The 12,605-nt window shown below is 54.0% G+C and carries 11 protein-coding genes; 5 read left to right on the top strand and 6 right to left on the bottom strand.

The window, feature by feature from the left end; genetic code table 11:
• Positions 1-28 precede the first annotated feature (28 nt).
• Positions 29-886 (bottom strand): D-amino-acid transaminase, encoded by an 858-nt coding sequence (locus IMCC3135_RS11190; protein ID WP_088917674.1) that lies wholly within the window; start codon positions 884-886, stop codon positions 29-31.
• 104 nt (positions 887-990) lie between these two features.
• Positions 991-1,713 (bottom strand): HAD family hydrolase, encoded by a 723-nt coding sequence (locus IMCC3135_RS11185; RefSeq protein WP_088917673.1) that lies wholly within the window; start codon positions 1,711-1,713, stop codon positions 991-993.
• Positions 1,714-1,854: 141 nt separating this feature from the next.
• Between IMCC3135_RS11185 and IMCC3135_RS11180 the strand changes: the two genes are divergently transcribed.
• The 5 genes from IMCC3135_RS11180 (at position 1,855) to pdeM (ending at position 8,679) form a co-directional block, all read left to right on the top strand.
• A complete protein-coding gene (locus tag IMCC3135_RS11180; protein WP_205738004.1) occupies positions 1,855-2,676 on the top strand; it encodes an alpha/beta fold hydrolase in 822 nt (273 codons plus the stop codon).
• 132 nt (positions 2,677-2,808) lie between these two features.
• Positions 2,809-3,867 (top strand): ligase-associated DNA damage response exonuclease, encoded by a 1,059-nt coding sequence (locus tag IMCC3135_RS11175; RefSeq protein WP_088921805.1) that lies wholly within the window; start codon positions 2,809-2,811, stop codon positions 3,865-3,867.
• The gene (locus IMCC3135_RS11170) at positions 3,854-5,464 is read left to right on the top strand and encodes an ATP-dependent DNA ligase (protein WP_088921804.1); all 1,611 of its coding nucleotides are present in this window, start codon (positions 3,854-3,856) and stop codon (positions 5,462-5,464) included. The genes IMCC3135_RS11175 and IMCC3135_RS11170 overlap by 14 nt, the downstream gene beginning before the upstream one ends.
• Positions 5,465-5,479: 15 nt before the next feature.
• Positions 5,480-7,972: a ligase-associated DNA damage response DEXH box helicase gene (locus tag IMCC3135_RS11165; RefSeq protein WP_088917672.1), complete on the top strand. Its 2,493-nt coding sequence runs from the start codon at positions 5,480-5,482 to the stop codon at positions 7,970-7,972.
• Complete coding sequence (pdeM, locus tag IMCC3135_RS11160) at positions 7,969-8,679, top strand: ligase-associated DNA damage response endonuclease PdeM (RefSeq protein WP_088917671.1); 711 nt, start codon at positions 7,969-7,971, stop codon at positions 8,677-8,679. The genes IMCC3135_RS11165 and pdeM overlap by 4 nt, the downstream gene beginning before the upstream one ends.
• Before the next feature lie 19 nt (positions 8,680-8,698).
• On the opposite strand, the gene IMCC3135_RS11155 is transcribed toward pdeM, so the two are convergent.
• The 4 genes from IMCC3135_RS11155 to IMCC3135_RS11140 all read right to left on the bottom strand — a co-directional run bounded on the left by IMCC3135_RS11155 (position 8,699) and on the right by IMCC3135_RS11140 (position 12,587).
• Positions 8,699-9,604: a helix-turn-helix domain-containing protein gene (locus IMCC3135_RS11155; protein WP_088917670.1), complete on the bottom strand. Its 906-nt coding sequence runs from the start codon at positions 9,602-9,604 to the stop codon at positions 8,699-8,701.
• A gap of 29 nt (positions 9,605-9,633) precedes the next feature.
• A complete protein-coding gene (locus IMCC3135_RS11150; protein ID WP_205738003.1) occupies positions 9,634-11,139 on the bottom strand; it encodes a mannitol dehydrogenase family protein in 1,506 nt (501 codons plus the stop codon).
• A gap of 4 nt (positions 11,140-11,143) precedes the next feature.
• Entirely contained in the window at positions 11,144-11,380 is a 237-nt protein-coding gene (locus tag IMCC3135_RS34015; RefSeq protein WP_157735914.1) for an SDR family oxidoreductase, read from the bottom strand.
• A gap of 205 nt (positions 11,381-11,585) precedes the next feature.
• Positions 11,586-12,587 carry an ABC transporter ATP-binding protein gene (locus tag IMCC3135_RS11140; protein WP_088917669.1) on the bottom strand — a complete coding sequence of 334 codons (1,002 nt, stop codon included), beginning with the start codon at positions 12,585-12,587 and terminating at the stop codon, positions 11,586-11,588.
• Positions 12,588-12,605 lie beyond the last annotated feature (18 nt).

Genomic DNA, 12,605 nt, shown 5'->3' with positions numbered 1-12,605 from the left:
CCTGATCCCTACAGTGACAGAAAGAACTCTACAGGTCTTGATGCTCTAACGCTGCTTTGATATAGATCAGTCGCAATTGTTTACTCACAGGACCCGGCTTGCCATCACCCAGCTCTACGCCATCGATATTGACGACAGGCATGACAAAGGTGGAAGCACTGGTAATGAAGGCTTCACTTGCCTGCCGCGCTGCCTCGATGGTGAAAGGCTCCTCTACGATTGTGTAACCTGCCTCAGCAGCAAATTTGAGTACGGCATGCCGTGTTATTCCGCTGAGGATCTCATGACCTAGATGCCGAGTCTGTATTTTTCGATCTTTTGTAACTATATAAGCATTATTGGACGTGCCTTCAGTTACCAATCCGTCTTCTACCATCCATGCATCGTGCACTCCGGCATCCAGCGCGGCCTGCTTACCCATACTAGGCGCCAATAGTCCGACTGTTTTGATGTCGCGACGTTTCCAGCGCATATCAGGTATGGAAATAACATGCAGTCCCTGCTCCGCCATGGGCGAATTCAGGAGATTCTTGACTTGAGTAAACATGACCAGTGACGATTTGGACTTAGCAGGATAAGCAAAGTCGCGATCTGCCACGCCTCTGGATACCTGTAAATACAACAGGCCTTCATCCAACTCATTAAGCTTTATCAGTTCAAGCTGTGCAGCCTCTATCTCCGCTTCCGAACAAGGCGGCGCCATAGACAGTTCGGACATGGATCTTGCCAGACGCTTCAGATGCGCTTTGTTATCGATCAGCTTGCCCTTGAGGACAGTAGATACTTCGTACACAGCGTCGGCGAATAGAAAGCCTCGATCCAGAACGGATATCTTGGCATTCTCTTCGGCGACAAAGTCCCCATTCACATAAAACGTTCGACTCATGATGACCTTTGATCCTTGTCACAGATTTGATGGATGGCAGAAAATCGTTGGCTCGCTACCAGACGTGGGCATGAACAGCATCGTCAGGATGCCGTACTGACAATCTAGCGTATGAGCAGTGTCACGATATCTGACAATGTTTGCGCCTGAAAGTGCGGTTGGGGTAAATGTTCCGGCCAGTCCACATTATACTGGTTGAACCACAGTGTCTGCACGCTGGCGTTCAGTCCGCCGACCACATCCGTCACAGGGTTGTCCCCTATGTGAAGCAAGGCCGATGCGGGAAGATCCAGTTTTGTCAGGCAGCGATGAAACATATCGGGTTCTGGCTTGGGTGCCAGCTGGAGATTGGCAGCATAAACCACATCGAAATAATCTGAAATACCGATCAGACCCAGATCCGCATTTCCATTGGTAATCGCTGCCAGCAAGTACCGACTTTTCAGTAGTTTGAGCATATCCAGCGCCCCCTCGTACAGCTCCACCTCGCTGCGCGCCCGGTAGAAGACGGCAAACGCCTCCTCCGCCAGTGATTCTGCATACCCGAACTCGCGTAAAAGCGTACGCAGGCCCACCATTCTGGTGGCCGTAACACAGCGTGTGACGTCAGGGTTGGCCTGCCGTACTGTGGACTGGTAGGCCTGCAGACTGCCAGGGCTATGTACTGCGACAATACTCGGAGTCTTCTCTCGAAACCAGTCAAACAGAGCCGCATCAGCCTTGGCAATGGCTGGCGCACAATGCCACAGAGTGTCATCAAGATCGAAAGAGATCGCCTTGACAGATGTCAACGACGCGGGGGCAATATCAACCTCTAACACGCTCATGCCACGTGCTCAGATAAACACATAGCGGCGAACCCGACAATGGGTCGATGCAGATCCACAAGGCAGATTACGAGCAAATCGACTGAAGGCATGACAAACTCCATAAATCCCTAACTCAGATCAACACACTATACTTCGCTGATGAATACCAACATAGCAGTGGACGCCGGCCCTCCAGATTATCAGGGATCAAAGGGGCAACGTGTGGCAATCCGTCATCTCTCCCTGCAACCTGACCCTCAACAGGATGCATCCGCGCGCCTGAATGTGATGTTCTGCGGCGGCTTCCATTCCAACATGCTGGGAACCAAGGCAAATTTCCTGGCAGATTTCTGCAAGGCTCGACAATGGTCCTTTACACGCTTCGACTATCGCGGACATGGCGAATCTGATGGCAGACCACAGGATCTGACGCTGCAGGACTGGCTGGAGGACACCCTGAATGTTCTGGACAGCTTGCCGGGCCCTGTGCTGCTGGTGGGATCCTCGATGGGAGGCTGGCTGGCAACGCTGGCGGCACTGCGCAGACCCGACAAGGTCAAGGGCCTGGTGCTACTGGCGGCGGCTCCGGATTTCCTGCAAGAGCTGATAACACCCAGGCTCGGCCCGTCCCAGACCTGGGATCTGCAGCAGAACAAAGTAGTGCTGATTGAGAACGACTACGACAAGCCTCACCCTATCACTCAGGCGCTGCTGAACAGTGGCCGGGAACTTTCCCTGTTCAACTCACCGGCACTCCCCGATCAGCCCTCGTTGGCTGAATTATCCTGCCCCGTCCGCTTGTTGCATGGCACCCGCGACAAAGATGTGCCCTATGAGTTATCCATACGATTGATGGATGCCATCACGCATGATGATGCACGCCTGACCTTGCTGCATCGCGCAGATCACCGCCTGTCGGATGAACGATCATTGCGCATGCTTGCAGCCGAGCTCATGGATCTTGCAAGCTTGAGAAAATAGCCGTAGATCAACCTGCCAGTTCAACTGGCCTCTGGGCTTGAATCTACAAAGCGCTCGAAACCGCATCGCTCTGTCGTATATTCGAACCACTTGAACAGGAGGCAGGTGGAGTTGCCTGCATTTGGTGGGCCGATGCATTCCAGAATTCAGGCGGGCGCATGCCTGCACACTGAGCCAAGCGAAGATGACCTGATACAAGCCACGGAAACGGGCCTTGTCTGTCGCCGTGGCAACTTTGTCATCGACCCCTGGAAAGAGACCCACACAGCGCTCATTTCACACGCGCATGCTGATCATGCTCGACCGGTAGCCCAAGTCTACTATGCAAGCGAATCATCAGTACCACTGCTGAAACGACGCTTGGGGGAAAATCTGGACATTCGGGGTGTACCCTATTCCCGGACCTTTGAACTGGGTCAGACTCGCGTCTCGTTTCATCCGGCAGGACATGTGCTTGGCTCAGCTCAGGTGCGGGTACAAAGTGATTCCGAAGTCTGGGTCTTCAGCGGCGATTACAAGCGAGATCACGATCCGAGCTGTGAACCCTTCGAGGTAGTGCCTTGCGACACCTTTATCACTGAGGCCACTTTTGCATTGCCGGTATACCGCTGGCAACCCGGAGCCGTGGTCGCAGCAGAGATCGCACAATGGTGGCAAGACATGCAATCCGAAGGACGCCCGGCCGTACTGTTTGCCTATTCCCTGGGCAAGGCACAAAGGGTACTCAGCGAATTAACAGCTTTTTGTGACAAACCTGTCTATCTGCACGGCGCCGTCCACCCACTGACTGAGATCTACCGAGCAGCCGGCATCCGCATGTTGCCGGGTCTGCCTATTGACCTGGATGACAAGCAACGTGACTACTCCGGTGAACTGATCATTGCACCACCGGGAGCTAGCGGTTCTACCTGGATGCGTCGCTTCCCGCGGGCATCTACCGGGTTCTGCAGTGGCTGGATGCGTGTTCGAGGCAACCGGCGACGCCGAGGCTATGATCGCGGTTTTGTACTATCCGATCATGCTGACTGGCCAGGCTTGCTGCAGACCATCGAACAGACGGGGGCACGCCGCATTCTCACCACTCATGGCAACTCCACAGCTCTGGTCAGACTACTGCGCGAACGGGGCATGGATGCGGCGGCATTGGAAACCCGTTTCAGTGAGGAGGAAGATGGCGATGCAAGCGTTTAGTACGCTTTATCAAACACTGGACCAGACAACATCCACCAACGCAAAGGTAGCTGCCATGGTCAGCTACTTCGACAAGGCCAGCGCGCGCGATGCAGCCTGGACGGTCTATTTTCTGAGTGGTCGCCGAGTCAAGCGACTGGTGGGATCCGCACTATTGCGAGAGTGGTTGAGACAGGAATGCGATCTGCCTGAATGGCTGGTTGATGATGCTTATGCCAGTGTCGGCGATCTTGCAGAGACTATCGCCTTGCTGGTTGCAAAACCTGGAAAGAGCCTCGAATCTCGTTCACTGGCAGACTGGATTGAACAAGGTCTGCTAAGTCTGCGCAACCAGGACTCGGAGCAGCAGCGTAAAAAGGTAGTGCAATGGTGGCACCAGCAAAGTTACGAGCAATGCTACATCATCAACAAGCTGATGACCGGTGCCCTGCGTGTCGGCGTCTCACAGATACTGCTGGCCAGGGCAGTTGCCGCCCATGCCGATCTACCCAGAGCGCTGGTCTTGCATAGACTGATGGGTGAATGGACACCAGATGAAAAATTCTGGCAATCACTGATTGATGAAGATTCCGGTGAAACAGTAAGCTCACGCCCCTACCCGTTCTGTCTGGCATCACCACTGGAAAAAGAGACAGAATCTTTGGGCCCGGTAGAGGAGTGGATCGCGGAATGGAAGTGGGATGGAATTCGCGCACAACTGATTCGTCGCCAGTCGCAAACCTACTTGTGGTCACGCGGCGAAGAACTGATCGGCGCTCGTTTCCCGGAAATCACGGATGTTGCCGAACAGCTACCAGAGGGAACCGTGCTGGATGGCGAAATACTTGCCTGGAACGATGACGGCGTTATGCCATTCAGCGAGTTACAGAAAAGAATTGGCCGCAAAACAGTCGGCAAGAAGTTGCTTCATGATGTGCCTTGTCTGTTTCTGGCTTATGACATGATGGAGTATGAAGGCAAGGACATACGCAATCTTTCGCTATCTAAGCGCCGAGAACTGCTGACATCCATGATAGGTTCTCTATCACCGTCAAAGATGCAGATGTCGAATGCTCTGGAAGCTCGCAGTTGGGCCGAACTGGCACGACAGCGCGAACAATCACGTGAACGCCAGGTCGAGGGCTTGATGTTGAAACACGTTGACGCCACCTACCAGACTGGTCGCAAGCGTGGCTTCTGGTGGAAGTGGAAGGTAGAGCCCTACACTATTGATGCTGTCATGTTGTACGCTCAGGCAGGACACGGAAAACGCGCCAATCTGTTCACCGATTACACTTTTGGTGTCTGGCAGGAAGGAGTTCTGGTGCCGGTAGCCAAGGCTTACTCAGGACTGGACAATAGCGAAATCAATGCCCTGGACAAATGGATTCGCCGCAATACGATTGAACGCTTCGGCCCGGTACGATCAGTTGCCAGCGAACAGGTATTTGAACTTGCATTTGAAGGCATCAACCTGTCCACACGCCACAAGTCAGGTATTGCCGTGCGTTTTCCTCGCATCGCCCGGTGGCGCAAAGATCTGGCACCTGCCGATGCAGATACCCTTGACGATATAAAACGACTCATCAACCAGCCTTCGCCCGACAGCAAGACTTAACAACCTTCATGAACAATGCCTGACAGATCAAGCATGAACCTGCAGCAGGCCATGGATCATACCGAACGCTGGTATGAGTCCAGAGGATGGACGGTATTCGACTTCCAGCGAGAGGCATGGAAGGCCTGGCATGAGAATCAATCCGGTCTGATCCATTCTCCAACCGGAAGTGGCAAGACACTGGCAGCCTGGCTCGGGCCTGTACAGGATGCAATGAGCAGATCAACCGCGGAGGCAACCGGCGGCGATCCCGCGCTGCGCGTACTGTGGATCACGCCACTCAGAGCACTTGCGAGCGATACGCGCAATAATCTGGAAGCAGTCAGTGATGCTCTGGGAGCTGGACTCAGCGTGGAGATCCGAACCGGTGACACATCCAGCAGTCGTCGAACCAGGCAACGTCAGCAGCCACCCTTTGCACTGGTCACGACACCTGAAAGTCTGTCGGTCATGCTCAGTTATCCCGGTTCTGAAATCGGACTTGCCAACATCCATACGGTTGTCGTTGATGAGTGGCATGAGCTGTTGGGCAGCAAACGGGGCGTGCAGTTGCAATTGTGCCTTGCCCGATTGCGCAAGTTGTGTAAAAACCTGCGCATCTGGGGTGTCTCGGCCACTCTGGCAAACCTGGACCAGGCCCGTGACGTCCTGCTGGGGCCAGGCAAGGAGGGCACGCTGATTCGTGGCGTGGTGCCACGCTCTGTCGAAGTATGCAGCATTCTCCCTACAGACCCTGCCAGCTTCAAATGGTCCGGGCATCTGGGATTGCAATTGATCAAGCCCGTCATTCAAGCGATAGACAATGCGGGCACAACGCTGCTTTTCACCAACACCCGTTCACAGGCAGAACTCTGGTTTCAGGCCTTGCTCAATGCTCGGCCTGACTGGCTCGAATCGGTTGCACTTCATCACGGCTCGCTTGACAGAAAACTCCGTGTGCGCATCGAAGATCAACTTCGCTCAGGTGAACTGAGCTGCGTGGTCTGCACATCATCGCTTGATCTGGGCGTGGATTTCAGCCCGGTGGACCAGGTAATGCAAGTTGGCAGTCCGAAAGGCATTGCACGACTACTGCAACGGGCGGGCCGATCGGGACACCGACCCGGTGCCGTCTCTCGCATTCTGTGTGTGCCTAGCAATGCACTGGAACTGGTTGAAATCACTGCCGTCAGAAATGCACTGGCAGAGAAGCGAATCGAAGCTCGCCAGACACCGCAGCTTTCACTGGACGTACTGTGCCAACACTTGGTGACGATAGCGATGGGAAGCGGATTCATCGAACAGGACATGTTGAATGAAATTCGCGATACCTATAGTTTTGCCGAGCTGACAGATGCCCAGTGGCAGTGGGTCATGGACTTCATTACCCGCGGCGGCCAGGCACTCAAGGGGTATCCGCAATACCACAAGGTGCTGCAAGTTGCCGGTGTGCATCGTGTCATGAATGAGCAGATTCAACAACGCCATCGCATGGCCATCGGCACCATCAACAGTGATGCACAGCTTAGCGTGGTTTTTCAGGGAGGCAAACGCCTCGGCACTGCTGAAGAGAGCTTCATCGCGCGCCTGAAGCCAGGAGACACCTTTCAATTCGCCGGGCGTCACCTTGAATTTATCCGTATCCGTGAAATGACGGCCTACGTGCGCAAGGCCACTAAAAGAAGTCGCGTCGTACCTCGCTGGGGAGGCACGCAGTTACCGCTGACCAGTGCTCTGGCTGATAGCGTGCTTCAGACTCTGCATCTCTGGCAGCAAGGTGAATTAAGCTCACCAGAATTACTCAGCATCGACGCCACATTGAAACTGCAACAGCAGTGGTCATACCTCCCCGGGCCAAACGACTTTCTAATTGAATATATTCGTACTCAAGAAGGCTATAGCCTGTTCTGCTTCCCCTTCGCCGGCAGCCTGGCACATGAAGGCCTGGCCATGGTGGTCGCCTCACGACTGTCAGCTCTGACGCCCTCAACCTTCACGCTGCAGGTAAATGATTATGGCTTCGAGCTGCAAAGCCCGGAGCCTGTCGAGTTTGATCTCGATCAGCTGCGGCAAGCCTTCAGTGTCGATCATCTGCTTGCAGACATACTCAATTCGATCAACACCAGCGAGATAGCGAAACGGCGTTTTCGTGACATTGCCCGAATCTCGGGACTGGTTTTCGATGGCTACCCGGGCCGGGCCAAGACGGCAAAACAGTTGCAAGCCTCCAGCGGTTTGATTTTCGACGTACTCGAGAACCACGATCCGGACAATCTGCTACTGGATCAGGCCCGACGCGAAGTTCTGGATCAGCAACTGGAATTTGAAAGACTTAAAACGACGATGCAAAACCTGCAAGGCCGGCAATGGCGACTGGAGCGCCCGGAGCGGCTCACGCCTCTCTCCTTCCCACTCTGGGCGGACAGTCTCAACAGCCAGACCATCACATCGCAAAGTTTTCAGCAACGCATTCAAGCCATGCTCGACGCGCTGGAAAGTGCCTCTGATGATACGCTGCAGACAACATGAACGACTTTGAAAGCAAATCGTTGAAGATCAATTGTGTTGGCGAAGAACTGTGGCTACACCCACAACGCGTCATGTACTGGCCAGCACGTAGCACTCTGTTTGTCGCCGATGTACATGCAGGAAAGGAACACGCCTTTGCACGCTCGGGTATCGCAATACCCGGTGGAATCAGCGATGAGGGACTATATCGTCTGTTCACGCTGTGTGATGCTGTTCAGGCCAGCACACTGATGGTGCTGGGAGATTTCATGCATACCACGCCATTGTCAGACGAAAGCTGGCTCACTACGCTGAGTGAGCTGCTGCTAAAGCGGCCCCAGCTGGACATGCACATCATGACCGGCAATCACGACAAAGCGCCGGGTCAGTCGATGATTGACAAACGCATCGTATGGCACCAGAACCCCTTGCAATACGGCCCGTTCATATTGCAGCACGAACCCCAGAACAATGTCGATGGATATGTGCTCTCAGGCCACCTGCACCCAACATGGCGTTTGATGGCGACCGGCCATGGCAGTGTAAGAGCACCCGTATTCTGGTTTCGCGAGCAATACGCGGTACTACCTGCTTATGGAGCTTTCACCGGAGGCATGAACATAGTGCCTGACAGCAAGAAAGATCAGCTGTATATGGTTGGCGAGGATTGCGTGCTCCCCATTCCAGCCAACGCCCTGAACATCGGCCAAGCTCAGCGCCGCAGGTAATCAGCACTGCTTCTGAGGTTCAGTCACCCAAAGTACGTGCACCGTGCCTCAACCGCGATTGTTGACGATACTCGCGTGGCGTAATGTCCTTGAGTTCGCGAAAACGACGATTGAAATTAGCGACATTATTGAAGCCGGTTTCGTAACAGATATTGGTAATGGGCATTTTTGTTTCTGACAACAACTCACAGGCCTTGCTGATACGAACCCGATTGACGAATCGGATAAAACTGTTGCCGGTAGCCTTCGCAAAGAAACGCGAGAATGCGCTGTCGTTCATTCCCACCAGAGTGGACATGTCATTCAACGTGATTTCATTGGAGAAGTTCTCGCTGATGTACTGCGTTACCTTTTGAATCTTGTCCTGCGAGGCCTGGTCGGCGCGCGATCGAATGGCCAGAGTGGACAGCAGTACATATTCCTGCTCAGCTGCCAGAGCATGCAGTAATTCCAGCAAACGACTGATGCGCAGAGCACCCGACGAATCACGTATTCCACGCAGCGCCTGCTCCGCGTGCTCGGTTCCGAATGACATGAATTCAATGCCGTGCCGAGCCCGCTCCAGCAATGGCAATATGGCACTCAGTTCAGGTGCATATTTTGCCATGCTGGAGACCAGATTCATGCGGAACTGCACCACCAGATCACGCAGCTCGACGACCTCCTCGGTCTGACTGATCCAGTTGTGCGGAAGACGAGGCCCGGTCAGCACCAGATGACCAGGCCCAAAACGACCGACATGGTCCCCAATGAAAACCTTACCGGTGCTGGCAACAATCAGATGCAATTCATAATCATCATGATAATGCCAGCGCACCAGAGGACACGGGAAACCATGCTCGAGATAATGAACCGAACGATCGGTGCCATCAGTCAACTCGAATTCGGGGGTCGTCGAGGTTCCGCTTCGTACTGCTAACGACATTAAATGCTACCCGGTAGCCTCATGAGTATTCACTCCGCACCCTTGATATAACGGGTCAACATGCCCACCACGCCATCGCGTCGGATACCGGTCAGCGCGCGTGTGAAGCTTTCCTGAAAACGCGCATCATTGCCCAGATCTCCGTAGACATCGCGCATCTTCAACCATGCCACTGGATCCTCCACGGATGCCTTGGCCGTCGCTTGCAACAGGTCCCATGAAGGATCATTAGGCGCGATCGTTTCCCCGGCTTCGGTAACGCCTTCGCAATACCGACACCAGAACGCTGACGACAAGGCAAGGCCATCGATACTGGCACCAGCAGCAAGCTGGTCAGCCAGGGTGGGCACGATAAACTTCGGTTGTCGGTTGGACCCATCAAGACACAAACGAGTGATCGTATCGCCGATCGCAGGGTTGGCAAAACGCTCAATAACACTTGCGCGGTACTCACCCAGATCAACACCCGGTACCGGAGGTACCACAGACACTATTTCTGTCAGCTGTACCTTCTCGAGAAAACCTTTGATCAGTTCATTCTGCATGGCCTCATGAGCATATTCGATACCCAACAATCCCGCAGGATAGGCAAGCACAGCGTGCCCACCATTGAGGATACGAATTTTCATGGCCTCGTAAGGTGCCACATCAGGCACGATCTGCACACCGGCACGTTCCAGAGCCGGACGCCCCGCTACGAAATCATCCTCCAGTACCCACTGAATATAGTCCTCGCAGAATACGGGACTGTCATCGGCAACACCGAACAGTGATCGCACACGACTACGCTCGAAATCCCCTGTTGCTGGTGTAATGCGATCTACCATGCCATTGGGGAACCGGCTATTGGTATCGATCCATTCGGCCAGAGACTCATCAACCAGTTTTGCCAGACCAACAACAGCGGCTCGGGCGGCATGACCATTGTGCGGCAAGTTGTCGCAGGACATGACCGTAAACGGCGCCTCGCCTCTATCGCGTCGGCCCGCAAGGCCTTGAACGATACATCCGAAAACCGTTTTGGGTGCACTGATATTAGCCGCATCAGCAACAATGGCCACATGACCACTGTCAAACTTGCCGGTGGCCGCATCTACAAAGTAACCACCTTCCGTCACGGTCAATGAAACAATGCGAATAGCAGGATCCGCCAAGGTGTCAAGAATTGCCTGCGTATCACCCACAGGCAGATAATCGATCATGGAGCCGGAAATATGAGCCTCACTGGTTGTTGCTGACTGCGTGACAACCGTTGACAGCAGATCCTGCTGCATCATGACGTCGCGCAAGCGCGCATCCCCAGGCATGACACTGGCTCCTACGATCGCCCAATCAAGATCCAGGCCCAGATTCAGCAGTCGGTCCAGATAGACGCCCTGGTGTGAGCGATGGAAGTTTCCGGGTCCAAAATGCAGAATACCTTTGCTCAGTGACGAGCGTTCATACAGAGGTCTGCTGACATCTGCAGGTATTTGCGACAGTGTGTCCAGTGACAGCTTCACGCTCTGCTCTGTTCTATTATCTGTGTCAATCACTTTGTCAGCTCATCCAGTTTCCACCGTCGACGTTATATGTCTGTGCGACGATGTAGTCGGCATCCCTAGATGCCAGAAAAACAGCCATGCCGACCAGGTCGGACGCTGTAGCCATTCGGCCAATGGGCACAGAAGCCCCGGCCTGGCGTTTTTTTTCACCAAGTTGCAGGATATCGATACGGCTATGCCGAGCCTCAACTGCAGCTTCGATGCAGACCTGATCTGCGACATCTCGTGTCACAAAAAATCAGTCTGATCAGCGTTGGACAAGGCAGCCCTGATTAGCCGCCTTCTCATTGATACCTGCGATTACAACCCCGAATCCTTATCGGGCATAGGCCTCGGCAAACGCCAGACCTACACCTCTCGAGCAGCACCCGTAATCATTGCAACCTTCCCTGCAATCGATCTACTTCGCGCGCTGCTCCACGCTGCCTGCTACATCCTCAACGGATACGAAGACCTGCCTCATCAAAGCGATGTATACGCTCAGGATCCGGTGTCAGATAGACCGTGTCTCCATGACGGGCTGGAAATTCACCATCCGCCCGGGCAGTCAGGTAGCCAATACCTTCCACGTTCACACGTAAAAATGTATCAGACCCCAGATGCTCGGAGACACCAACGACACCACTCCACTGACCGCTTTCGTGGGACAGTGAAAAATGCTCGGGGCGAACTCCGATCGTCGTCGCGCCATGATCTTCTGCATTCTTCCCTGTGATGAGGTTCATGGCAGGGCTACCGATAAAACCGGCAACAAAGACATTCGCAGGCTCACGGTACAGATCCAGTGGCGATCCAACTTGCTCGATGTAACCGGCTCGCAGCACAACAATCTTATCGGCCATGGTCATGGCTTCAACCTGATCGTGTGTAACGTAGACCATGGTGGTAGCCAGCGTCTGATGCAACTCGGTTATCTCCAGGCGCATATTGCCGCGCAGAGCTGCATCCAGATTCGACAAAGGTTCATCAAACAGAAACGCTGAGGGCTCCCGTACGATGGCTCGACCGATGGCGACACGTTGACGCTGACCACCCGACAACTGCCCGGGCCGTCTGTCTATGTAATCAGCCAGGTTGAGCGTTGATGCTGCGTAGTTGACCTTGGCATCGATTGCGGCCTGATCCATCCCTGCCATCTTCAATGGAAAGGCGATGTTCTTGCGCACCGACATATGCGGATACAGTGCGTAAGACTGAAAGACCATCGCCAGACCACGCTTTGCAGGTGGCAGATCTGTCGCATTGACACCGTCAATTTCGATGACGCCTTCTGTGACATCTTCCAGACCTGCAATGAGGCGTAACAGTGTGGATTTTCCGCAGCCAGATGGGCCGACGAATACCACGAACTCACCATCTTCGATTGTCAGGTCCAACGGAGGAATGACGACTGTCTCGTCAAAACGTTTGACAACCTGCTTGAGTGTAATGCTTCCCATGAAATTTTCCTCGAATTA

The sequence above is a fragment of the Granulosicoccus antarcticus IMCC3135 genome (assembly GCF_002215215.1).
Taxonomy (GTDB): Bacteria; Pseudomonadota; Gammaproteobacteria; order Granulosicoccales; family Granulosicoccaceae; genus Granulosicoccus; species Granulosicoccus antarcticus.
The sequence above is the reverse complement of the archived record's forward strand: the minus strand, read 5'-3'. Positions and strand labels throughout refer to the sequence as shown.

What these genes read in the sequence shown, in the direction of transcription:
- IMCC3135_RS11190 (WP_088917674.1), bottom strand. Translation starts at nt 886, where the DNA reads ATGAGTCGAACGTTTTATGTGAATGGGGACTTTGTCGCCGAAGAGAAT.
- IMCC3135_RS11185 (WP_088917673.1), bottom strand. Translation starts at nt 1,713, where the DNA reads ATGAGCGTGTTAGAGGTTGATATTGCCCCCGCGTCGTTGACATCTGTC.
- IMCC3135_RS11180 (WP_205738004.1), top strand. Translation starts at nt 1,855, where the DNA reads ATGAATACCAACATAGCAGTGGACGCCGGCCCTCCAGATTATCAGGGA.
- IMCC3135_RS11175 (WP_088921805.1), top strand. Translation starts at nt 2,809, where the DNA reads ATGCATTCCAGAATTCAGGCGGGCGCATGCCTGCACACTGAGCCAAGC.
- IMCC3135_RS11170 (WP_088921804.1), top strand. Translation starts at nt 3,854, where the DNA reads ATGCAAGCGTTTAGTACGCTTTATCAAACACTGGACCAGACAACATCC.
- IMCC3135_RS11165 (WP_088917672.1), top strand. Translation starts at nt 5,480, where the DNA reads ATGCCTGACAGATCAAGCATGAACCTGCAGCAGGCCATGGATCATACC.
- pdeM (WP_088917671.1), top strand. Translation starts at nt 7,969, where the DNA reads ATGAACGACTTTGAAAGCAAATCGTTGAAGATCAATTGTGTTGGCGAA.
- IMCC3135_RS11155 (WP_088917670.1), bottom strand. Translation starts at nt 9,604, where the DNA reads ATGTCGTTAGCAGTACGAAGCGGAACCTCGACGACCCCCGAATTCGAG.
- IMCC3135_RS11140 (WP_088917669.1), bottom strand. Translation starts at nt 12,587, where the DNA reads ATGGGAAGCATTACACTCAAGCAGGTTGTCAAACGTTTTGACGAGACA.